The organism is Sphingobium sp. VMM (assembly GCF_056790315.1).
This window is the reverse complement of record NZ_JBXGSI010000009.1, coordinates 130,695-152,660: the sequence shown is the minus strand read 5'-3', so window position 1 is coordinate 152,660 and position 21,966 is coordinate 130,695. Positions and strand designations below refer to the sequence as shown.

General features: G+C 66.4%; 19 protein-coding genes. 12 read left to right on the top strand and 7 right to left on the bottom strand.

Features of this window, described 5'->3' with window-relative positions; genetic code table 11:
- The first annotated feature begins 86 nt into the window (after positions 1 to 86).
- On the top strand, positions 87 to 1,403 hold the full coding sequence (locus tag ACUCV3_RS13590; protein ID WP_037510219.1) for a hemolysin family protein: 1,317 nt from the start codon (positions 87 to 89) through the stop codon (positions 1,401 to 1,403).
- Positions 1,404 to 1,405: 2 nt separating this feature from the next.
- On the top strand, positions 1,406 to 2,212 hold the full coding sequence (locus ACUCV3_RS13585; RefSeq protein WP_048937805.1) for a kinase: 807 nt from the start codon (positions 1,406 to 1,408) through the stop codon (positions 2,210 to 2,212).
- Between the two features lie 40 nt (positions 2,213 to 2,252).
- Here ACUCV3_RS13585 and ACUCV3_RS13580 read toward each other — a convergent pair whose 3' ends face one another.
- Positions 2,253 to 2,876, bottom strand: coding sequence for a c-type cytochrome (locus tag ACUCV3_RS13580; protein ID WP_048937806.1), 624 nt, complete (start codon positions 2,874 to 2,876; stop codon positions 2,253 to 2,255).
- Positions 2,877 to 3,048: 172 nt separating this feature from the next.
- On the opposite strand from ACUCV3_RS13580, the gene ACUCV3_RS13575 reads away from it, so the two are divergent.
- The 7 genes from ACUCV3_RS13575 to ACUCV3_RS13545 all read left to right on the top strand — a co-directional run bounded on the left by ACUCV3_RS13575 (position 3,049) and on the right by ACUCV3_RS13545 (position 9,851).
- Positions 3,049 to 3,939 carry a prephenate dehydratase gene (locus ACUCV3_RS13575; RefSeq protein WP_048937807.1) on the top strand — a complete coding sequence of 297 codons (891 nt, stop codon included), beginning with the start codon at positions 3,049 to 3,051 and terminating at the stop codon, positions 3,937 to 3,939.
- Positions 3,940 to 4,435: 496 nt separating this feature from the next.
- Positions 4,436 to 6,763: an arylsulfatase gene (locus ACUCV3_RS13570; RefSeq protein ID WP_048937808.1), complete on the top strand. Its 2,328-nt coding sequence runs from the start codon at positions 4,436 to 4,438 to the stop codon at positions 6,761 to 6,763.
- 84 nt (positions 6,764 to 6,847) lie between these two features.
- Positions 6,848 to 7,588, top strand: a complete 741-nt coding sequence (locus tag ACUCV3_RS13565) for a sterol desaturase family protein (RefSeq protein WP_048937809.1) — start codon at positions 6,848 to 6,850, stop codon at positions 7,586 to 7,588.
- Positions 7,585 to 8,022, top strand: a complete 438-nt coding sequence (locus ACUCV3_RS13560; protein WP_048937810.1) for a DUF2141 domain-containing protein — start codon at positions 7,585 to 7,587, stop codon at positions 8,020 to 8,022. Before ACUCV3_RS13565 ends, ACUCV3_RS13560 begins: the two co-directional genes overlap by 4 nt.
- A 96-nt stretch (positions 8,023 to 8,118) precedes the next feature.
- Positions 8,119 to 9,030: a tetratricopeptide repeat protein gene (locus tag ACUCV3_RS13555; protein ID WP_048937811.1), complete on the top strand. Its 912-nt coding sequence runs from the start codon at positions 8,119 to 8,121 to the stop codon at positions 9,028 to 9,030.
- Positions 9,031 to 9,045: 15 nt separating this feature from the next.
- Positions 9,046 to 9,657 carry an LON peptidase substrate-binding domain-containing protein gene (locus ACUCV3_RS13550; RefSeq protein ID WP_037510200.1) on the top strand — a complete coding sequence of 204 codons (612 nt, stop codon included), beginning with the start codon at positions 9,046 to 9,048 and terminating at the stop codon, positions 9,655 to 9,657.
- 8 nt (positions 9,658 to 9,665) lie between these two features.
- Complete coding sequence (locus ACUCV3_RS13545) at positions 9,666 to 9,851, top strand: Trm112 family protein (RefSeq protein WP_234415735.1); 186 nt, start codon at positions 9,666 to 9,668, stop codon at positions 9,849 to 9,851.
- 21 nt (positions 9,852 to 9,872) lie between these two features.
- On the opposite strand, the gene ACUCV3_RS13540 is transcribed toward ACUCV3_RS13545, so the two are convergent.
- From ACUCV3_RS13540 to ACUCV3_RS13525, 4 genes are read right to left on the bottom strand one after another with little or no spacing between them, the layout of a single operon-like run.
- The gene (locus tag ACUCV3_RS13540; RefSeq protein ID WP_048937890.1) at positions 9,873 to 11,396 is read right to left on the bottom strand and encodes a Ppx/GppA family phosphatase; all 1,524 of its coding nucleotides are present in this window, start codon (positions 11,394 to 11,396) and stop codon (positions 9,873 to 9,875) included.
- 7 nt (positions 11,397 to 11,403) lie between these two features.
- A complete protein-coding gene (locus tag ACUCV3_RS13535; RefSeq protein ID WP_010337022.1) occupies positions 11,404 to 13,542 on the bottom strand; it encodes an RNA degradosome polyphosphate kinase in 2,139 nt (712 codons plus the stop codon).
- Between the two features lie 3 nt (positions 13,543 to 13,545).
- Positions 13,546 to 14,178, bottom strand: coding sequence for an HdaA/DnaA family protein (locus ACUCV3_RS13530; RefSeq protein ID WP_004211120.1), 633 nt, complete (start codon positions 14,176 to 14,178; stop codon positions 13,546 to 13,548).
- Positions 14,175 to 15,458: a heavy-metal-associated domain-containing protein gene (locus tag ACUCV3_RS13525; protein ID WP_482240684.1), complete on the bottom strand. Its 1,284-nt coding sequence runs from the start codon at positions 15,456 to 15,458 to the stop codon at positions 14,175 to 14,177. The genes ACUCV3_RS13530 and ACUCV3_RS13525 overlap by 4 nt, the downstream gene beginning before the upstream one ends.
- 91 nt (positions 15,459 to 15,549) lie before the next feature.
- Here ACUCV3_RS13525 and purM point away from each other — a divergent pair, with 91 nt between their 5' ends.
- The 3 genes from purM to ACUCV3_RS13510 all read left to right on the top strand — a co-directional run bounded on the left by purM (position 15,550) and on the right by ACUCV3_RS13510 (position 18,702).
- Entirely contained in the window at positions 15,550 to 16,644 is a 1,095-nt protein-coding gene (purM, locus tag ACUCV3_RS13520) for a phosphoribosylformylglycinamidine cyclo-ligase (protein ID WP_017500249.1), read from the top strand.
- A 116-nt stretch (positions 16,645 to 16,760) separates the two neighbouring features.
- Complete coding sequence (purN, locus tag ACUCV3_RS13515) at positions 16,761 to 17,711, top strand: phosphoribosylglycinamide formyltransferase (protein ID WP_048937814.1); 951 nt, start codon at positions 16,761 to 16,763, stop codon at positions 17,709 to 17,711.
- 199 nt (positions 17,712 to 17,910) lie between these two features.
- On the top strand, positions 17,911 to 18,702 hold the full coding sequence (locus tag ACUCV3_RS13510; protein ID WP_048937815.1) for a MipA/OmpV family protein: 792 nt from the start codon (positions 17,911 to 17,913) through the stop codon (positions 18,700 to 18,702).
- 21 nt (positions 18,703 to 18,723) lie between these two features.
- Here the strand turns inward: ACUCV3_RS13510 and ACUCV3_RS13505 are convergent, their stop codons facing one another.
- Both ACUCV3_RS13505 and ACUCV3_RS13500 read right to left on the bottom strand, forming a co-directional pair.
- Positions 18,724 to 19,035, bottom strand: coding sequence for an RNA-binding S4 domain-containing protein (locus ACUCV3_RS13505; RefSeq protein ID WP_048937816.1), 312 nt, complete (start codon positions 19,033 to 19,035; stop codon positions 18,724 to 18,726).
- Positions 19,028 to 21,964 (bottom strand): helicase-related protein, encoded by a 2,937-nt coding sequence (locus ACUCV3_RS13500; protein ID WP_048937817.1) that lies wholly within the window; start codon positions 21,962 to 21,964, stop codon positions 19,028 to 19,030. The genes ACUCV3_RS13505 and ACUCV3_RS13500 overlap by 8 nt, the downstream gene beginning before the upstream one ends.
- Between the last annotated feature and the right edge of the window lie 2 nt (positions 21,965 to 21,966).

The following is a 21,966-nucleotide window of genomic DNA, read 5'->3' as shown; positions in this document are numbered from 1 at the left end:
TGGATTGTTCCACAAGTGAACTGAACGGGCGATGATGGGATGGTTGTGAAAACGAAAGAATAAAGGTTATAGGGGAGGAGACCACCATGGCCACGATCCCCCCTCCCGCTCCGACGCCCTTCCCCTGGGTAGACCTCATCATCATCCTGGCGCTGGTCGCTCTGAACGGCGTCTTCGCGATGTCGGAGCTGGCCATCGTGTCCGCGCGCAAGCCACGGCTGCAGGCGATGGAGAAGGCGGGCAAGCGCGGCGCCAAGTCGGCGTTGCAGCTGGCGGCGGACCCAGGCAAGTTCCTGTCGACCGTCCAGATCGGCATCACCCTGATCGGCATCATTTCGGGCGCCTATTCGGGCGCCAGCCTTGGCGGGCCGACCGGCGAGCGGCTGGCGGCGCTGGGCCTGTCGCCCAATATGGCGGAAAATCTTGGCTTTGCGCTGGTCATCGGCCTCACCACCTATGCCTCGCTGATCATTGGCGAGCTGGTGCCCAAGCAGTTCGCGCTGCGTCAGCCCGAGCCGATCGCCGTGCTGGTGGCGACGCCGATGCTGTATCTGGCCAAGCTGACCGCGCCGGTGGTGTGGGTGCTCGACAAGTCGAGCGGCCTGATCTTCAAGCTGCTGGGGCTGGACCGCGAATCCGAACATCATGTCACGGTCGAGGAACTGCATCTGATCGTCGCCGAGGCGAGCCGGTCGGGCATCATCGAGGAAAGCGAGCGGGCGATCATCTCCGGCGTGGTGCGGCTGGCCGACCGGCCGGTGCGCGAGGTGATGACCCAGCGCATGGATGTCGACTGGATCGACATCAACGCCGATGAGGACACGATCCGCCTGCGCCTGCTGGAAACGCCGCATACCCGCCTGCCGGTGGGGCGCGGATCGGTGGAGGACATTATCGGCATCGTCCAGGCGCGCGACATCATGACCGCGCTATTCCGGGGCGAGGCGCTGAATATCGAGGCGCTGCTGCGCAAGGCGGAGGTCGTGCCTGACCAGGTCGACGCGATGGATGCGCTGGAAGTGCTGCGCAAGTCCGACGTGCCGATGGTGATGGTGCATGACGAATATGGGCATTTCGAGGGGATCGTGACCCCGGCCGACCTGCTGTCCGCGATCGCCGGCCATTTCGCGTCGGACCGCGACGTCTATGACGAGCCGGACATGGTCGAGCGCGAGGATGGCAGTCTGCTGGTGTCGGGGCAGATGCCGATCGACCAGCTGGCCGAGAAGATCGACATCAACCTGTCCGAGGACCGCGATTATGCGACGGTCGCGGGCCATGTGCTGTGGCTGCTCAAGCGCCTGCCGGAAGTCGGCGACTATGCCGAGGATCAGGGCTGGCGCTTCGAGATTGTCGACATGGACGGACGCAAGATCGACAAGCTGCTGGTCGCGCAGCTCTGACCGTGGCGGCGACGGCGCTCGATGCGGTCGATCGCTTGGCGCTGCGCCTGCTGGAAGAGAAGGATGGCCTGGCCGTGCTGGGCCTGTGCGGGGCGCAGGGCAGCGGCAAGAGCACATTGGCGCAGGCGCTGCATGCGCGCATGGGCGCGCGGGGCGTGGCGAGCGCGATCCTGTCGATCGATGATCTGTATCTGACGAAGGCTGAGCGGGAAGCGCTGGCGCAGGACGTGCATCCGCTGCTGCGGACGCGGGGCGTTCCGGGGACGCATGATGTCGCGCTGGGACTGCGGGTGCTGGACGCGCTGGCGGCGGGGCAGGCGGCGTGCTTGCCGCGGTTCGACAAGGCGGTGGATGATCGCTTGCCTGAAAGCGCGTGGCCGGAGGCAGGGGCGGGGCTGCGGCTGCTGATCCTGGAGGGCTGGTGCGTGGGCGCGCGGGCGCAGGAGGCAGGCGCACTGGATGCCCCGGTCAACGCGCTGGAGCGGGACGAGGATGGCGACGGGCGCTGGCGGCGCTTCGTCAATGCGGCGCTGGCGGGGGACTATCAGGCGCTGTTCGGGCGGATCGATGCGCTGGCGCTGCTGGCGGCGCCGGGGTTTGACGTGGTGCAGGGCTGGCGGACGCAGCAGGAGGCGGAATTGCGCGCGGCCGGTGGCGGCAGTGCGGTGATGAGCGATGAAGAGGTCGCCCGCTTCATCCAGCATTATGAGCGGCTGACCCGGCATATATTGGACGAGATGCCGGCGCGGGCCGATCTGGTCGTGGAACTGGATGCCTGGCGCGGCGTGACGGCGGTTCGCAGCCGATAGCCGAAAAGGGCGCCGCCACCGGCCGCGCCCTTCCTGAAATTTACTGCGCTGCGTTCTCGGCCGGGGCTTCGGTCGCGTTGGCGGCATTGTCGCCGCCTTCGGCCGGGGCGGCATTGTCGGCCGCAGCGGGCGCGGCATCGGCGGCGGGCAGGGGGAGGTTGGACCCCTGGGTGTTCAGCCAGGCGATCAGGTTGGCGCGATCGGCCGGGTTGGAGAGGCCGGCAAAGGTCATCTTGGTGCCGGGGGCAAATTCACGCGGGCTCTTCAGCCAATGATCGAGATTGTCGAAGCTCCATTCGCCGCCCTTGCTCTTGAGCGCTTCGGAGAAGGCGAATCCGCCCTTGCCCTGGCCGATGCCTTCGCCGACGGTGGCGTAGAGATTGGGACCGATGCCGTTGGTGCCGCCCTGATTGACGGTGTGACAGGCGGCGCATTTCGCGAACACCTTTTCGCCGGCCGCGACATCCGCGCTGGCGAGCAGGGTGTTGAGGCCGGGGCCGCTGTCGCCGCCACCTTCGCCTTCCACCTCGACGCCCTCGATCGCATAGCCCATCTTTTCGGGCCGTTCATCGTGGAAATATTTGGAACTGACGATCGCGCCACCCAGCGCGATGATGCCTGCAAACAACGCCCACCCTGCAACGGTGTTGAATCGATCGCCCATCCGCAGATTTCCCTCGCATCTTTGTTATGGAGGCTGTCGTGCGCTCCCCCACTTAAGCACTTGCCATAATGGGGGATAGGCCGGGGTGCAACCCGCCGTGGCGCTTTTCGAGCGGTGCCGCCCCGCCGATGCTTGCGCGCGATCCCCCAACTGCCTAAGCGCGCAGGCACGCATGGAAAATTATCCCGCCCCCGCTCGCGCGCTGGTCGCCGACATGTCGCAAAAGGCCGCTGCCGATCCGGCGCGCGCCGTCGCCTATCAGGGCGCGCCCGGTGCCAATTCGCACCTGGCCGCGCTTGGCTACGCCCCCGATTGCGTGCCGCTGCCCAGCTTTGCGTTCGAGGATGCGATCGACGCGGTGCGGGGTGGCCTTGCCGCCCGAGCGATCATTCCGATCGAAAACAGCCTGCACGGCCGCGTCGCCGACATGCATTTCCTGCTGCCCGAATCCGGGCTGCACATCGTCGACGAATATTTCCTGCGCATTCGCCACTGCCTGATGGCGCCCGACACGGTGCCGGTGAAGAGCGCGATCAGCCATCCGCAGGCGCTGGGCCAGTGCCGCCATTATCTGCGCGAGCGCGGCATCCAGCCGGTCGCCTATGCCGACACCGCCGGCGCCGCCGCGCTGGTGGCGGAGACGCGGGCGCCGGGCGAGGGGGCGATCGCCCCCTATCTGGCCGCCGAAATCTATGGCCTGCGCCTGATCGCCGAGAATATCGAGGATAGCGACGACAATATGACCCGCTTCCTGGTGCTGGCGCGCGAGCCCAAGGCACCGGCGGCGGGCGTCGGCCCGGTCATGACCACCTTCCTGTTCGAGGTGAAGAATATCCCGGCCGCGCTCTACAAGGCGATGGGCGGCTTTGCGACCAATGGCGTCAACATGACCAAGCTGGAAAGCTACCAGCGCGGCGCCAGCTTTGCCGCGACCGAATTCTATTGCGATATCGAAGGGATGCCGGGCGACCCGGCGGTCGACCGCGCGCTCGCCGAGCTGGAATTCCACACCAAATGGGTGCGCGTACTGGGCAGCTACCGCCAGGCCCGCCCCCGCACCTGAATGGTGCGCCCGGCATAGGGCGGTTTCAGGGTCACTCCTGGGTCTCTCCAGGGTCACATCGCGAAGTTCACAGTGTCGTGGCGCGACGATATCGGCGTTTTCCGGCCTTTTCGCGCCTGCCGCGCACCGCCGACGCGCCTGTTGGATCACATCCGGGTCATTGCGAAGCGCCATCCGGGTCATGGTGGCGCGCCTGTTGGGTTGCGGGGGTGGCGGCGCATCGGTGCGTGTGCAAGGGCGGGATCGCGGCTGCTCCATCGCGGAGGATAGATCAGAAATTAGCCGAGTAGGAAAGCGGGGTGGATTTGCGCCCTGAAAAGACGGCCAGTTCAGATCATCGCCGTTCGCGCAGTCTATTATCAGGGTTCTCCCCGATGGTTTCGATCGCCTGGCAAATTAGCTTCTTTCGACGAATCCGCCGAAATCCTGCAAGGCCATGGCGGGGCCAGTCGAACGGGCGTCCCGTTTCGGCGTACCTAAATGATCGGAGCTACGGATGACCGAAACGATCCTTCCTTACCCGCAGACGGATACCCATTTTTCCGGTCGGGTCGGTCGAACCTATGCGGATTCCGAGGCTGTCGTGCCCGATGTGCCGCAGGCGCCGGACGGGGCGCCCAATGTGCTGCTGGTGCTGCTGGACGATGTCGGATTCGGCCATGCTTCGACCTTTGGCGGTCCGGTCAACACGCCGACCCTGGAAAAGCTGGCGAAGCAGGGTATCCGCTATAATCGCTTCCACACCACCGCGCTCTGTTCGCCAACCCGCGCGGCGATCCTGTCGGGCCGGAACCATCATTCGATGCACACCGGCATCATCATGGAATTGGCGACCGGTTTTCCCGGCTATGACGGCCGCTGGCCGGAAAACGCCGCCTGCGTGGCGCAGACACTGCGGCTCAACCATTACAACACCGCCGCCTTCGGCAAATGGCATAACACGCCCGATTTCGAAACCAGCCCGGCCGGCCCCTTCGATCGCTGGCCGACCGGCCATGGCTTTGAATATTTCTATGGTTTCATGGGCGGCGAAACCAATAATTGGGATCCGCCGTTGATCGAAAACACGCTGCCGATCGAAAAGCCCGAGGGCGATGACAATTATCATCTGAGTTCGGCCATGGCCGACAAGGCGATCGCCTGGATCAGCAGCCAGAAGGCCAGTGCGCCGGACAAGCCCTTCTTTGCCTATTGGGCGCCCGGCGCCGCCCATGCCCCGCATCACAGCCCCAAGGACTATGCCGACAAGTATAAGGGCCAGTTCGATCAGGGCTGGGACAAGGTGCGCGAGGAAACGCTAGCGCGACAGATCAAGCTGGGGGTGGTGCCGGAGGGCACGCAATTGACACCCCGGCCGGATTCGATGCCGGCCTGGGACGATTGCAGCGCCGACGAGAAAAAGCTCTACGCGCGCATGCAGGAGGTCTTTGCCGGCTTCCTGGAGCATGTCGATGCGCAGCTAGGCCGGGTTGTTGAAGCGCTGGAGATGATGGGGCTGCGCGACGATACGCTGATCATCTATGTCGTCGGCGACAATGGCCCGAGCGCCGAAGGTACGCTGACGGGCACGGTCAACAACATGAAATCGCAACATGGCTATCCTGACGATGTTCAGGAAATGCTGAAAGTGATCGACGAGATCGGCAACACCGAGCATGAAAATCACTATCCGGTGTCCTGGTGCTGGGCCGGCTCCTCGCCCTTCCAATGGTGCAAGCAGGTCGCATCGCACTTTGGTGGTACGCGCAACGGCATGGTGATGAGCTGGCCCAGTCGCATTGCCGATCAGGGCGGCCTACGCAGCCAGTTCCATCATGCGATCGACATCGTGCCGACCATATTGGAAGCGGCCGGCGTGACCGAGCCGATCTCCATCAACGGCGTGCCGCAAAAGCCGATCGAAGGCGTCAGCATGGCCTATAGCTGGGGCGATGCGGCCGCGCCCTCGACCCGGCAGACGCAGTATTTCGAGATGTTCGGCAACCGCGCCCTCTATCATAATGGCTGGGTCGCAGGCGCGCGCCATGGCAAGTTGCCCTGGCAGACCTCCGGTTCCTCGCCCGATTTCGACAGCGATACATGGGAACTTTACAATATCGACGAGGATTTCAGCCAGGCCAATGATCTGGCCGAAAAGGAACCGGCCAAACTGCGCGAATTGCAGGACATGTTCTGGGCCGAGGCGGCGAAATATAATGTCCTGCCGCTCGACGATCGCTTTGTCGAACGGGCCGACGTCAATCTGAAGCCCAGTTATCTGCGCGGCAAGAAACAGTTCATCTACCTGCCGGGCACGACGCGCATTCCCGAACCCGCCTCACCGCCGACCAAGAATATCAATCACACCATCGCGGCCGAAGTGGAGATACCGCAAGCGGGCGGTGACGGTGTGCTTGCCTGCTGCGGCGGCGAGGCTGGCGGCTACAGTCTCTTCATGAAGGACGGCACCCTCTATTGGGAGCATAATTGGTTCAATACCGAGCGCTATCGCGTGGCATCGAATGACAAGATCCCGGCGGGGCACCATGTGCTTTCGGTGCAGATCGAATGCGACAAGGAAGGTGAGTTCGCCACCGGCGGCAAGGCGACCTTGCGGCTCGGCGAGACGGTGGTCGGCGAAGGACGCTTCGAGCAGCAGGTCGGCGCACGCTTCACCGTGGGTGAAAGTTTCGATATCGGGTGCGATTTGATCACGCCGGTTTCGAAGCTCTACAAGAGCCCGGCCAAGTTCAACGGCACGATCAAGCGGGTGCTGGTCGACATCAGCGATGTCGAGTTTGACGATCTGGCCCACCAGGTGAAGATCGCCATCGCGACACAATGAACTGCCGGCGGCGACTTGCCGGCGTTCGGCAAGTCGCCAACCCCTCCGCTTCCGCTCCCCCGCATTCACCGCTATAGCCCCGCCATGGTCGCAGCCATCCTCTTGTCCGCGCTGGCGATGACGCTGATCGTCGGGGTGCGCTATCTGATTGCCAGTGGCGGTTTTGCGCTGGCGACAAGGCTGCGGCAGCCGGGCCTCTATCGCGGGCAGGGGCGGCAGATCGGGCGGGAGATTGGCTGGTCGCTGGCGTCCGCCGCCATCTATGGCATCCCCGCCGGGGTCGTCGCCTGGGGCTGGCAGGCGCGGGGCTGGACGCGCATCTATGAGGATGTCGGCCGCTATCCGCTCTGGTATCTGCCGGTGTCGGTGCTGCTCTATCTCGCCGCGCATGACACATGGTTCTACTGGACGCACCGGTGGATGCACGCGCCCCGGCTGTTCCGCATCGCCCATGCCGTCCATCATGCCAGCCGGCCACCGACCGCCTGGGCGGCGATGAGCTTTCACCCGTGGGAGGCGCTGACCGGGGCGGTGGTGATCCCGGCTTTGGTCTTCCTGATCCCGATCCATGTCGGCGCGCTGGGCGTGGTGCTGTCGATCATGACGATCATGGGCGTGTCCAACCATATGGGGTGGGAGATGTTTCCGCGCTGGATGGTGCGCGGGCCGATTGGCCGCTGGCTGATCACCGCCAGCCATCATCAGCGGCATCATGAACAATATCGGTGCAATTATGGCCTCTATTTTCGCGTCTGGGACCGGCTGTGCGGCACCGACCGGGGGCTGGGGGATTTCGGGCGTGATTTCAGGAAGGAACAGGCGTGATCGGTCGGGTGGTGTTTGCAGCGGTGGCGTTGATCGGACTGGCGGGGGCGGCGCCGATGGACCTGGCCCAGCCGATCAGCATGACGGCCGAGGGGCTGCGATCGGCCAAGGGGCGCATCCTGATCTGCGTGGCGCGATCGGCCGACTTTTTTCCCGATTGCAGCAAGGATCCCGACAAGCGCCACCTGATCGTGGCGACGACGGGCAATGCCATACCGCTCGGTAATCTGGCGCCGGGCGACTATGCAATCGCGATCATCCATGACGAAAATGGCAATGGCAAGCTGGACACCTTTGCCGGCATTCCGCGCGAAGGGGTGGGCTTTTCGCGCAATCCGGTGCTGCGCTTTGGCGCGCCCAGCTTCCGGTCGGCCGAGTTCGTGGTGAGCGGCGCGCCGGTGCGGCAGGCGATCCGGCTCAAATATTTCCTGTAAGGCGGCGCGCGCGCCCCGACTTGTCCAGCAGGGGTGACGCCCCACATAAGGCGCTGTATGACGGCGGCGACTAACCGCATTGCAGGAGAATGAAGCGTGGCGACCCTGGGACTGAGCGAGGCCGACAAGGCGGCCGTGGAGGCGTTTCGCCAGGATGTGGTGGAGCCTTCGCGCACGAGCCTGGTGATCGTCGACTTCTGGGCCGAATGGTGCGGCCCGTGCAAGCAGCTGGCGCCGGTGATCGAGAAGGTGTGCGCCGACTATGCCAGCAAGGGCGTCAAGCTGGTGAAGGTGAATGTCGATGAAAATGGCTTCATCGCCAGCCAGTTCCGCGTCCAGTCGATCCCGACCGTCTATGCCGTGTTCCAGGGCCAGCCGGTCGCGGACCTGAGCCAGGCGCGGACCGAGGGGCAGTTGAAGCAATATCTCGACCAGCTGCTGAGCCAGTTGCCGATCGAATCGGACGAGAAGGCGCAGGCGGAAGAGATTGCGCCGCTGATCGCGATGGGCGAGGAGATGCTGGCCGGCGGCGAGGCGGAGCGGGCCTTGTCGGTGTTCCAGCAGATTGCCGACATCGCGCCGGACAATGCCGAAGTGCTGAGCGGCCTGCTGCGCGCGCTGGTGGCGCTGGGGCAGCTGGACGAGGCCGATGCGCTGCTCGCCGAACTGCCCGCCGAGATGCAGAAGGACCAGGCGATCGAGCGCGCGAAGGCGGCGCTGGCGCTGGCGCGCAATGCCAAGCCCGTGGCCGACCTGTCGGGGGTCGAGGCGCGGCTGGCGGCCGATGGTGACGATCATGAGGCGCGCTTCGAGCTGGCGACCGGGCTGATGGGCAATGGCGACCGCGATGGCGCGGCCGAGCAGCTGCTGGAGATCGTGCGCCGCGACCGGGCCTGGAATGACGGCGCCGCGCGCACCCAGCTGCTGACCCTGTTCGAGGCGGTCGGGCTGGAAGATCCGTGGGTGTCGGCGCAGCGCCGCAAGCTGTCGCAGATCCTGTTTTCGTAAAGGATCGGTGACCCGGTGAACCGCGCGCGCATCTCGATCTTTCCGCTGTCCGGCGCGCTGTTGCTGCCGGGCATGGAGCTGCCGCTGCATATCTTCGAGCCGCGCTATCGCGCGCTGGTGCAGGATGCGTCCGCGCGCGACCGGCGCATCGGCATGATCCAGCCGCGCAGCGAGGGGCAGAAGCCGCCGCTGTTCGACGTCGGCTGCCTGGGGCGGATCAGCCATATCGAGGCGCTGGACGATGGCCGGTTCAACATCATCCTGACCGGGCTGGCCCGGTTCCGGCTGGTGCGCGAGCTGGAGGTGTCGACGCTGTTCCGCCAGATCGAGGCGGAGGTGGAGCAGGCGCCGGAGGACGAGGTGCTGCATCTGGTCGAGCGGGCGGCGCTGGAGCAGGAATCGCGCCGCTTTGCCGATGCGCTGGGCTATGCGGTCGACTGGACGGCGGTGTCGCGGCTGGACGACATGGCGCTGGTCAACGGCATCGCCCAGATCGCGCCGTTCGACCCGGCGGCCAAGCAGACCTTGCTGGAGGCCGACACGCTGAGCGAGCGGGCCGACCGGATCATCCAGCTGATGCAGATCGTCGGTCGCGCCGAGCGCGACGGCGGCGCGACGATGCAATGAGCGAGATTATGAGCGAAGAGACGGCCCCGATCGATCCCTGGCTGCTGGCCAAGCTGGTCTGCCCGGCGACGCGCACGCCGCTGCGCTGGGACGCGGCCCGCCAGGCGCTGGTGTCGGACGCGGCGGGCCTCGCCTATCCGGTGCGCGACGGCGTGCCGGTGCTGGTCGTGCGGGAAGCGACCGCCCTTTCCTGACCGGGCGCGGTCGGTGTCGGCCTACCCCTGTCCGTCGAGCAGCTGATATTTGAGGCCCATGGCCTGGGCGAGGTTGCGCAGGCGGCGTTCGACCGCTTCGCCGTAGAGATCGGCATCCTCGTCGCGCAGGTGGAGGTCGATGCGGTCGCCATGCCGTTCCAGATGGGAAATGGCGAGCGGGCCTTCGACGCCGCCCGACAGGCGCTGGGCAAGGCGAATGGCGAGGCCCCAGAGCGCGGCGCGGCGCAGCGCATCCGCGCTGGCCATGCGGTCGAGGTTGGGCAGCGTGCCGACATCGCCGCCGAAATGGGTGTGCAGCGCCTGGCCCAGCATCGCCCGCTCGGCAGCGGTGATGCCGACCCAATTGCTGTGCAGGGCGATTTCGACGCCGCGTTCGGCGCGGAAATCGGGATTGGCACGCCAGCTGACATCGGCCAGCAGACAGGCGGCGCGGCGGATGCGGCGCGCACCCTTGTCATCGTCGGGGAATAGCGGGGCGATCCAGCGGTCGATACGGTCGCCATGGCCGCGGAAGCGGGCCTGTGCCTCGCCCTCCGCCTCAGCCGCGACTAGCAGCGGATCATGGGCACGGATATCGTCGGGCAGATTTTCGTAGAGCAGCCCTTCGCGCAGGCCATAGGCCGACACGATCATCCGGCTGGACTTGAGCTGGCGCACGACCACCGACAGCAGCGCGGCGGCATCCGGCAGGGTCGGCACGCGCGATCCGGTCATCGCCGGGATCTGCTTCAGCCGGCCCTTGTCGACATGGGAGATGATGCGGGTGAGCTGTTCGGCACGGGCCGCGCTCATCTCATATTGATGCACCACCGGCAGCGGGAAATGGGTGAGCTGCATGTCGAAGCGGGCGAGCGAGCGCCAGGATCCGCCGACGAGATAGAAGGGCAGGTCCGGTTCCGCCTGCCAGCCGGCCTTTTCCAGCATCTTGGCAACGCAGCGATCAAGCGCACGCGGCCCCTTGGCACGGATCTGCGGCAGGCGCAGCACGCCCAGTGGCAGCGAGATGGTCTGTTCGACCGCGCCCTTGCGCACGCGGGCCAGTTCCAGGCTGCCGCCGCCCAGGTCGCCGACGATGCCGTCGGCATCGGGAATGCCCGACAAGACGCCCATGGCGGCGCCGATCGCCTCCTGCGCGCCCGACAGCAGTTCGACGGTCAGGCCCATAGCCTTGGCACGGGTGATGAACTCGGCGCCATTGGTGGCGTCGCGCACGGCGGCCGTCGCGACGCAGCGTATGTCGGTGACGCGCATGTCGCGGCACAGATGGGCAAAGCGGCCGATGGCACGCAGGCCGCGCTCCATCGCTTCCGGTTCGATCGCACCGGTCTTGGCGAGCGAAGCGCCCAGGCCCGCCATCACCTTTTCATTGAACAGGATGAAGGGGATGCGGCGCGGCCCGTCATAGACGACCAGGCGGACGCTGTTGGAGCCGATGTCGATGATCGCCGAGCGCGCGGTAGCGGGTTCGGGCGAGGTTGCCATGGTCTCGGCCATGGCGCGCACGCGGCTGAGCATCGAGTTCATCGCGCGATCAGGCCCGGCCACGCAGGCGCAGGGTCGGCACCGCGCCATGCTCCTGCGCTGCGCCGCGCCCGGACAGCGACGGGTTGGTCATGAAATAGCGGTGCAGGTTGAACGGCCGGTCGCCCGGCTCCAGCCGGGTATAATGGCCGTCGCGGTCCAGCACCCAGCTCTGTTCGGTATCGATCAGATTGGCGACCATCACCTGGTCCAGAATCTGGTCATGGACGGTCGGGTTTTCGACCGGCGCGAGGAATTCGACGCGGCGGTCGAAGTTGCGCGGCATCCAGTCGGCCGAGCTGATATAGACCTTGGCGCCATTATTGGGCAGCGCCTTGCCATTGCCGAAGACGGTGATGCGGCTATGTTCCAGGAAACGGCCGACGACCGACTTGACCCGGATATTTTCCGACATGCCCGGAACGCCCGGCCGCAGGCAGCAGATGCCGCGCACGATCAGGTCGATCTGCACCCCGGCATTGCTGGCGGCATAGAGTTTCTCGATGATCGCCGGGTCGACCAGGCTGTTCATCTTGGCCCAGATGGTGCCGGGGCGGCCGGCGCGGACATGGTCGATCTCCGCATCGATGCAGGCGCACAGCGTGTCGCGCAGGTCGCGGGGCGACATGACCAGCTTTTCCAGCCGTTGCGGTTCGACATAGCCGGTGATGTAGTTGAACAAAGCGGCTGCATCGCGGCTATAGGCCGGATCGGCCGTGAAGAAGCTGAGATCGGTATAGATGCGCGCGGTGATCGGGTGATAGTTGCCGGTGCCGAAATGGCAGTAGCTGCGGAACTGGTCGCCCTCGCGCCGCACCACCATCGACACCTTGGCATGGGTCTTCCAGTCGATGAAGCCATAGACGACCTGGACGCCGGCGCGTTCCAGCGCGTCGGCCCACATCAGATTCTGTTCCTCGTCGAAGCGCGCCTTTAGTTCGACCACCGCGGTCACCGACTTGCCGGCCTCTGCGGCGTCGATCAGGGCGCGGATGATCGCCGACTGCTTGCCCGCGCGATAGAGGGTCTGCTTGATCGCGACCACATCCGGGTCGGACGCGGCCTGTTTCAGGAAGGAGATGACGACGTCGAACGCCTCATAGGGGTGGTGGACGACGATGTCCTTGGCGCGGATCGCGGCGAAACAGTCGCCGCCATATTCGCGGATGCGCTCGGGGAAGCGGGGCGCATAGGGCTCGAACTTGAGGTCGGGGCGGTCGGCGTCGACGATGCCGCTAAGGTCACCGATGCCGATGAAGCCCTCTACCTCGACCACGATCGCCTCATGGCCCTGGAGCATGTCCTGGAGCATTTCCTCGACCGGTTCGGGGATGCGTTCCTCTATCTCCATGCGGATCACGCGGCCGCGGCGGCGGCGCTTGATGGCGCTGCGGAAATAGCGGACCAGATCCTCCGCCTCTTCCTCGATCTCGATGTCGCTGTCGCGGATGATGCGGAACACGCCGCTGTTGCGGACGCGATAGCCGGGGAAGAGATCGGCCGAGAAGCGGCGGATCACCGCCTCCAGCGCCATGTAGCGCATCGGTTCGCCCGGAATGCGCACGAAGCGGGCTAGCGAGGAGGGGATCATCACCAGTTCGCGGATCGGCTGCTTGTCCGACAGGCGCTCCAGATCGAAGACGATCGACAGGCCCTGATTGGGGATGAAGGGGAAGGGATGCGCAGGGTCCAGCGCCTGAGGCGTCAGGATCGGGAAGATCTGGGTCAGGAAATGTTCGCGCAGCCATTGGGCGCAGCCGACATCCATTTCTGCGGACGGACCGATCACCTCGATCCCGACCTGCACCAGCTCGCCATGCAGCGCGCCCCAGACCTTCTGCTGGGCGCGCATCAGGCTGGCCGTGGTTTCGGTGATCGCGCCGAGCTGCTGCGCCGGCGTCAGGCCATCGGCCGATCGCAGATCGACATCCTGCAACTGCTGCCCCTTGAGCCCTGCCACCCGGACGGAGAAGAATTCGTCGAGATTGGCGCCCGAAATCGACAGGAAGCGGAGCCGTTCGAGCAGCGGGTGGGCCCGGTTCATCGCCTCTTCCAGCACCCGCTGGTTGAAGGCCAGCCAGGAAAGCTCGCGGTTGAAATAGCGCTCGCCCGCGGGCGAAAGGCTGGCGATGGGATCGGCTTCGGCCACGGATTACTCGCGCTGGTCGTTGGTGGGATCGGGCGGGACTATAGGCAAGATTCCTGCAGATTGCAGAGCCTCTTTCGCCAGTGCGACCGAAATCTTACGTCCAGATGACAGCGACGCCTCATCCAGCAGCGCCGTCACCGCCGCAATCGCGCCATAGCTGCGCTCGATCCGCCGGAGCAGCCAGGGGGCGAGGTCCGGCGCGAAGCTGGCGCCCGACGCGCCCAGCCGCCGTTCGATCAGCGCCAGCGCCAGCGCCTCGTCCGGCTCCTCGATCGCGACATGGGGCGATCCGGCCAGCCGCGATCGCAGGTCGGGCAATGCCACCGTCCAGCGCAGCGGGGACGTGCGGCCGATCATCAGCAGCGGGCGATGCTCGGTCTGCGCCTCGTTCCAGGCATGGAACAGCATATGCTCGTCCTGCCCCTCGGCATCGTCGATCACGCTGCCGCCGCTCATCGCGACGAACTGGCGGCCCAGCGCCGAACGACCCGACAGTGGCGGGCCGGTCAGCACGGTCACCGACACAGGCCAGTCGCGCCAGCGTTCCAGATGGGCAACGGCCAGTTGATTGGCCTCGCTCACCAGAAACTCCTCGCCCTGGCCCTGCCATTCGAAGGGCAGGCTGATCTGGCTCATGGCTGTCCTGCGGGGGCCTGCCGGCGCGAGATGCGCATGGTGTTGCCCGATACCGCCACGCTGTAGCCGCGCGCCTGCAATCCGGTGCGCAGCGCGTCGGCCGTGCCCTCGAAGCTGACCTGCATCACCGACGTGCCGCCCAGCGCCAGGCTGCTGCTCGCGGCCGAGCGGACGCCCGGAATGCTGCGCAAGGCCGATTCGCCGGCGGTGACCGATCCGACGTCAGGCGTGTCGAACTGGATGGCGAAGCTGGCGACGCTGGCGCCGGCGGTGGGCAGTGGCATGTCGACCGCCTCGATCGGCGCCTCGGTCGCATTCTCGATCGCCAGCGCGCTGGGATCGACCGGTTCCTCGATGATCAGCGACGGATCGGGCCGCAGGCGGCCGTCATTGAGCGCGCGGATATAGAGTTCGTCGATCCGGCGCGCGCCCTCGTCCAGCATCTGCGGGATGCCGCTGTCGTTCGAGGCGCGCAACGCGAAGCTGCCGATCAGGCTGTTGTCGGGGCCATAGCGGGCGGTGAAATTGGCCGTCACCGGGCCGCCGGGCCATTGCCGGTCGAGCCGCACCATCGGGATCACCACGTCGGCCGCGCCATATTGGTCGAGCAGTACGCGCCACCACAGGCGGCCGCGCCGTCCGGTCTGGCCGGCGTTGAGCAATACCGGGTCGGCGACCGAGCCCGCGACCCGGACATAGTCGATCGCGCTGTCGCCGGTGCGATAACGCGCCCAGGCCTTCTGCCATTCATTGACCCGTTCATAGGATACGGCGGAGCCGCCATCCCACAGGACCGGGATCACCAGCAGCGGCGGCGAGCGCATCACATTGCCGGAAACGCCCAGCAACTGGCCGGTACGCGCGCGGTCGAACAAGATGCCGAGCGTCGCGACATAGCGACCGGGGCCGGCCTGTTCATATTCGACCTCGATGCCCGAGATCATGGCTTCCAGTTGCGAATCGGACAGGCTGGGCACGCCCGTTCCGCCATGGGTGCGGGTCCACAGCATCTTCCACGCCTGGCGCTGGGCCAGCCGCCAGCCGGCATAGCGGGCCGCATCGGCGCTGCCGGCCTGGACGTCGACCTTCACGCCGCGCACCTCATAATCGCCGCCGCTGGCGATCGGCGGGACGCCGCGTTCGCCTTCCATCTGGGCGAACAGCGCAGCGCCGACCAGGCCGATTCCCACCGCGCCGGCGATCTGCGCCGGCCGGGACAGGGCATGGAGAGCAAGCGCTGGCGGAAACGACAGGCGACGAAGAGTCTTGGCAAGGATCACGGGCGTCCTTTTGGCGAGATTTGCCCCGCATGCCAAGCGCCAACCCATCCAGCCTTCCGTTTTCGGCGCTATTGTTCTAGGGCGCTGGCCCATGAGCGACAACGAATCCTACAGCTACGCCAAGGCTGGCGTCGACATCGCCGCGGGCAATGCCCTTGTCCGTGCCATCGCCCCCCTGGCCAAGGCCACCCGACGCCCCGGCGCGGACGCCGAACTGGGCGGTTTCGGCGGCTTTTTCGACCTGAAGGCGGCGGGCTATGACGACCCGTTGCTGGTCGCGGCCAATGACGGCGTGGGCACCAAGCTGAAGCTGGCGATCGACCATGACCGCCATGACGGCGTGGGTATCGATCTCGTTGCCATGTGCGCCAACGACCTGATCGTGCAGGGCGCCGAGCCGCTCTTCTTCCTCGACTATTATGCCACCGGCAAGCTGGAGTCGGGCGTCGCCGAACGCGTCATCGCCGGCATCGCCGAGGGCTGCCGCCAGGCCGGCTGCGCGCTGATCGGTGGCGAGACCGCCGAAATGCCCGGCATGTACAGCGACGGCGACTATGACCTGGCCGGCTTCTGCGTCGGTGCGGTGGAACGCTCCAAGGCGCTGACCGGCAACAAGGTGAAGGCCGGCGACGTCCTGATCGGCCTCGCCTCGTCGGGCGTCCACTCCAACGGTTTCTCGCTGGTCCGTCGCCTCGCCGCCGACAAGGGCTGGAAGCTCGATCGCCCGGCGCTGTTCGACAATGAAGTGCTGCTGATCGACGCGCTGATGGCCCCCACGAAGATCTACGTGAAGAGCCTGCTGCCGCTGGTCCGCGCCGGCATGATCAATGCGCTCGCCCACATCACCGGCGGCGGCCTGCTGGAAAATATCCCGCGCGTCCTGCCCGAAGGCACCCATGCCATCGTCGACGCCGACGCCTGGGAGCAGCCGCGCCTGATGGCCTTCCTCCAGGCGCAGGGCAATATCGAGCCCGAAGAGATGGCGCGCACCTTCAACTGCGGCATCGGCATGATCCTGGCGGTGGACGAGGCGCATGTTGTGGGCGTCACCCAGGCGCTGGAGGATGCGGGCGAAACCGTGTTCCGCGTCGGCACTGTCAGCGAAGGCGACAAGGGCTGCACCGTCAAGGGCAGCGCCGAAACCTGGAGCGCCAAGGCCGACTGGTCGGCCACGCATCTGGGCTGACAAGCACCACCAATCCCCCTCCCGCCTGCGGGAGGGGTTAGGGGAGGGTTTTCCAGGGGATCGCCTTTAAGACAGGCCCTCCCCCGGCCCCTCCCGCAGGCGGGAGGGGAGACCCTATGACCAAGGCAAAGATCGGCGTCCTGATTTCCGGCCGTGGCTCGAACATGGCGGCGCTGCTCTATGCGGCGAAGGCGCAGGACTGTCCGTTCGAGATCGTGCTGGTCGCCGCCAATGATCCGGAAGCCCCCGGCCTGGCGCTCGCCGCGGCCGAGGGCATCGGCACCTTCGGCCAGAGCCACAAGGGTATGAAACGCGCGGAGTTCGACGCGGTGATCGACGCGCAGCTGCGTGCCGCGGGCGTCCAATATGTCGCGCTGGCCGGCTACATGCGGCTTCTGTCGCCCGAATTCGTGTCCGGCTGGGAAGACCGGATGCTCAACATCCATCCCAGCCTGCTGCCCAAATATAAGGGCCTCGACACCCATCAGCGCGCGATCGACGCGGGCGACAGCCATGCCGGCTGTTCGGTCCATATCGTCACCGCCGAACTGGACGATGGCCCGGTGCTGGGCCAGACCCCGGTGGCGATCCTGCCCGGCGACACGGCCGACAGCCTGGCCGGGCGCATCCTGATCGCCGAGCATCAGCTCTATTCGCGCACGCTCGCTGATTTCGTCACCCGTGAGCGCCAGCCCGACTGGCTGCTGAACAAGGTGCGTGAAGCCGCGCTGGTGCTGCCGCAGGCGGACGAGATCGTGTCGCACGGCATGCCCTGCTTCGGCATCGTGAAGGGCAAGAAATTCGCCTATTTCACCCGCGACCATCATGGCGACGGCATCATTGCCGTGCTGGTGAAGACCACCGCGCCGGAAGAGCAGGCAACCCTGATCGAAGCCGATCCGGACCGCTATTACCGCCCCGCCTATTTCGGCAATGACTGGGTCGGCATCCGCCTCGACCTGGGCGATACCGACTGGGACCATATCGGCGAGCGGCTCCACGCCAGCTGGCGCCAGATCGCGCCGAAGAAGCTGCTCGGCCTGATGGATATCGCCGACCAGTTCTGACCATCTGGTCGATGGGCCGAACAAATATGCAGGATGAGTTGTGATCTTCCTGCGTCGGGCCGATGCTGGACATTTTCCGGAAACATTGTGCTGTATTTACAGTATATTGCCTGGAAATTATTGTGCCGGCCATGGATGCCCGTGCGCCGGCATGGGGCTGGTCGATCTTCGGACGGCCGTTTCGACAGGGATTTGCATAATGAAATCGACGATGGTCCGATCGAGCATCGCGCTGCTCGCCATGGGCGCAGCCGCGCAGGTGGCAGTCAAGGCGCAGGATCTCAGCAGTTCGCGCCAGTCGGTGGGGCAGCCGAGCAAGGACCGGATCGTCATCGGCCTGGGTGCGGCGGTGACGCCGGTCTATCAGGGCGCCGACGATTATCGCGTGCTGCCGCTGCCGGCGATCGACATTGTCGAGGGGCGCTTCTTCGCCAATTTCCGCAATGGCGTGGGGCTCAATCTGGTCGATGACCGGGCGCTGACCATCGGCGCGGGCGTCACGCCGATGCCCGGCTATCGGCGGCGCGACGTGCCGACGGGTATCGATCGGCTGTCCTGGGGCGTGGGCGGGCGCGTGTTCGCCAATCTGACCGGCGGCGGCGTGGTGGCGACGCTGGGCGCGACGCAGGGCATTAGCGGCAGCACCGGCGGCTTCATCGCTGACGCCAGCCTCTCCTATCCTGTCATCCTCAATCCCAAGCTCATCATCACCCCCTCGATCGCCACCAGCTTTGCCGACGGCAAGCATATGGACGGCTATTTCGGGGTGAATGCGCGGGAGGCGGCAGCGTCCGGACTGGACCAATATCGCGGCAAGGCAGGGTTCAAGGATGTCTCGGCGCTGCTCAACATCGTCTATCGGCTCGACAGCCGCTGGAGCGTGACCGGATCGGTCGGGGCGACCAGTCTGCTCGGCCGGGTCAAGGACAGCCCGCTGGTCGAGCATGCGACGCGACCGAACGGCTTCGTGGCGCTTGCCTACCGGTTCTAAAACAGGCGATCGGCGGCAGGTTTAGCTGCCGACCGTCAATTCCTCATAGCAGGCCTGCGCCTCGGGCGCGGGGCCGCGCCGGGTGGGCAGCTGGATCACGCGGACGACGCGGACGCCGGCGGCGTGGGGAAAGGTGATGAGGTCGCCGGCGCGCACCGGCGCATGGGACCGGTCGATTCGCCGGCCATTGAGGCGGATATGACCGTCTTCGGCCAGCTTCTGCGCGGTCGAGCGGCTTTTCGACAGGCGCGCGAACCACAGATATTTGTCGATGCGCAGGGACGGGCCGACGCCCGTCCCATGCACTGTCATGGCCCCCTTGGGGTCAGCCATTGCGCCCCAGCAGTTCGGCCAGGCCGGCGAAGGCATGGTTGCTGGTGGCGGCCTTGTGGCTGGCGGGGGTAGCGCGCGGCGCGCGATTATCGTCGCGGTCGCCACCCTTGCGCGGGCCGCGATCGCCGCCCTTGCCGCCACGGTTGTCGCCACGACCTTCACCGCGATTGTCGCTCTTGCCGGCAAATTTGCCTTCGGGGCGCTGCTGCTGGTCGCGGCGGGGGCCGCGCGGACCACGATCGCCCTGCGGGCGGCCTTTCTGCCGGCCCTTGAACACCCAGTTGGCGCCGGTGGCGGCGACGGGCGCTTCGGCCGGGGTTTCGGTTGCCGCCTCGGCCGCCGCTTCGACGGGGGCCTCGGCAACGGCTTCCGCTGCGGCTTCAGGCGCAGCCTCGGTCGCTTCGACCACGTCCGTGCCCTCCACGGCGGGCGCGGCTTCGGCCGGTGCCTCGGCGACGGGCGCCGGGGTTGGCACCGGATCGATCGGGCGGAAGCCGGCGGCGCGCATCAGCTGCAGGAACGCTTCTTCGCTCAGGCCCAGCGACACGATCTGCGGGCTGAGCGCGCTGAACGGCTCATTCTTCGCGATCGTCTCGTGCGCGGTGCGGGCCATGCGCTCGGCCATGTCGATGCGCAGCATCTGCGGGCCAAAGCTGCGGAAGCCCGCAATGCGGGCGCCCATTTCCTGGGGCTTGTCGCCGGTCGGGATCAGGGTCAGGCCCGGCTGGGGCAGCGGCAGGCAGGGCTTGCCGATGCGCGCCGCCTGCAGCGCCGCACGCCAGCGCGCCGCACCCGGCTTCAACAGGCCGGGATGATAGAGATCGAGCACGCCGATATCGATGCCGGCGCGGCGCAGCAGATGGCGCTGATCCTTGTCGAGATGGCCGAGCGCCGAATCAAGGTCGAGTCGCGGCGCGACGCCGCCGGCATCGGCCAGCTGGGCAAAGACCGCGCGGACGACGGCTGGCACGGCCGGATCGGCAGCGCTTTCGCTCATCTTGACCAGTGGCAGCAGATGCTTCTGCTTCTGCGCCTCGAACCAGGTCGCCAGACGGGTCGTCACCTGCTTCTGCACATCCGGGCCCAGCGCGGCGAGCGCGCGATCGAGCCGGATTTCGGGCGCGAGCAGGCCTGCGCCCGCCATCAGCGTTGCGACCGGGGTGCCCTGCCAGGCGATGCCCGGCGTCTGTCCCGCATCGTCCATGAGCGCGAAATCCGTATCCGCAGCGCTCATCAATTCGTCAGCCTTCACTCGTAATACCTTTCCAAGGCGCCTTTCCGCCGCCGCCAGCAACAGCTTTCTGTCCTGGAGTCGCGTAGCGGGATCGACTGAGAAACGAAATCCGTCAAGTCGCCCGATCGTCTCGCCATCGACGCAGACCGTCCCATCCGGGTCGACCGTGACCGGCAGATTGCTCGCATTCTGTCCGAGATCCCTTAGCAGAACAGAGGTGCGTCGGTCCACGAAACGCTGCGTCAGGGCCGCATGCAGCGCATCGGACAGCTTTTCTTCCAGCATGCGCGTGCGTTCCGCCATCTCCACCGGATTGGCCAGCCAGTCGGGACGATGGGCGATATAGGACCAGGTGCGCGCGGCGGCGATCCGGCCCGACAAGGTGTCGATATCGCCCTGGACCGAATCGAGGCGGGCGATCTGCTGGGCGAACCAGTCGCGCGGAATATGGCCGCCAAAGCCGGAGCCATTGCCGGCGATGAAGCGCCAGATGCGCGCCACGGTGCGGGCATGATGCTCCGCGCCCAGCTTCTGGAAATCGGGCAGGCCACAGGCGGCCCAGAGCCGTTCGACATCGCGCTTGGAGCGGACACGGGCCTGAACTTCCGGGTCTTCGGCCATCCGGCGCAGCACGGCCAGGTCGACCGCCTGCGGCGCGGTGCGCAGTTCCGGGCGATCGGGCCGGGCCTCCAGATCGATGATGAGATGATCGATGCTGTCGGTGCGCGGTGCGCCGTCGCGCCAGAAAAGCTGGTCGACGGACGGAAAGCGATGTGCCTCGATCGCCTCGATCTCTTCGGGGGTGAAGGCGGCGTCGCCATCCTCCGACCCCAGACTGCCGAAGGTGCCGTCCTTGTGATGGCGCCCGGCGCGGCCGGCGATCTGGGCCATTTCGGCGACCGTCAGCCGGCGCGAGCGGCGGCCGTCAAACTTGCGCAGCGAGGCGAAGGCGACATGGGCGACGTCGAGGTTGAGGCCCATGCCGATCGCATCGGTGGCGACCAGATAATCGACGTCGCCATTGAGGAACATCTGTACCTGGGCATTGCGGGTGCGGGGCGAGAGCGCGCCCATCACCACCGCCGCACCGCCCCGGAAGCGGCGCAGCATTTCCGCCACGGCATAGACTTCCTCGGCCGAGAAGGCGACGATGGCGGAGCGGCGCGGCAGGCGCGACAGCTTCTTGGCGCCAGCATAGGAGAGGGTGGAGAAGCGCGGCCGGCCGATGATCTCGACCTCCGGGACTAGGCTCTTGACCGTCTTCGCGATGCTGGCGGAGCCCAGGATCATCGTTTCTTCGCGGCCGCGGGCGCGCAGGATGCGGTCGGTGAAGATATGGCCGCGCTCGGGATCGGCGCCCAGTTGTGCCTCGTCCAGCGCGACAAAGGCGAAATCGCTGAGGCCGCCGGTCATCGCGGCGGCTTCCCTGCCGCCACTGATGGGCATGGATTCGGCGGTGCAGAGGAAATAGCGCGCGCCCGGCGGCACGATCTTTTCCTCACCGGTGATGAGGGCGACCTGCTGCGCGCCCTTGATCGCGACGACGCGGTCATAGACTTCGCGCGCCAGCAGGCGCAGCGGAAAGCCCATCATGCCGCTCGAATGGCCGCACATGCGCTCGACGGCGAGATGAGTCTTGCCGGTATTGGTGGGGCCCAGCACAGCGGTGACGGGCGAACGGGCGAACTGGGCCATGA

Coding starts and splice junctions, on each gene's coding strand:
- ACUCV3_RS13505 (WP_048937816.1), bottom strand. CDS start 19,035: ATGGCTGACCCCAAGGGGGCCATGACAGTGCATGGGACGGGCGTCGGC.
- purM (WP_017500249.1), top strand. CDS start 15,550: ATGAGCGACAACGAATCCTACAGCTACGCCAAGGCTGGCGTCGACATC.
- ACUCV3_RS13500 (WP_048937817.1), bottom strand. CDS start 21,964: ATGGCCCAGTTCGCCCGTTCGCCCGTCACCGCTGTGCTGGGCCCCACC.
- purN (WP_048937814.1), top strand. CDS start 16,761: ATGACCAAGGCAAAGATCGGCGTCCTGATTTCCGGCCGTGGCTCGAAC.
- ACUCV3_RS13545 (WP_234415735.1), top strand. CDS start 9,666: ATGAGCGAAGAGACGGCCCCGATCGATCCCTGGCTGCTGGCCAAGCTG.
- ACUCV3_RS13575 (WP_048937807.1), top strand. CDS start 3,049: ATGGAAAATTATCCCGCCCCCGCTCGCGCGCTGGTCGCCGACATGTCG.
- ACUCV3_RS13510 (WP_048937815.1), top strand. CDS start 17,911: ATGAAATCGACGATGGTCCGATCGAGCATCGCGCTGCTCGCCATGGGC.
- ACUCV3_RS13580 (WP_048937806.1), bottom strand. CDS start 2,876: ATGGGCGATCGATTCAACACCGTTGCAGGGTGGGCGTTGTTTGCAGGC.
- ACUCV3_RS13565 (WP_048937809.1), top strand. CDS start 6,848: ATGGTCGCAGCCATCCTCTTGTCCGCGCTGGCGATGACGCTGATCGTC.
- ACUCV3_RS13590 (WP_037510219.1), top strand. CDS start 87: ATGGCCACGATCCCCCCTCCCGCTCCGACGCCCTTCCCCTGGGTAGAC.
- ACUCV3_RS13540 (WP_048937890.1), bottom strand. CDS start 11,396: ATGAACTCGATGCTCAGCCGCGTGCGCGCCATGGCCGAGACCATGGCA.
- ACUCV3_RS13570 (WP_048937808.1), top strand. CDS start 4,436: ATGACCGAAACGATCCTTCCTTACCCGCAGACGGATACCCATTTTTCC.
- ACUCV3_RS13530 (WP_004211120.1), bottom strand. CDS start 14,178: ATGAGCCAGATCAGCCTGCCCTTCGAATGGCAGGGCCAGGGCGAGGAG.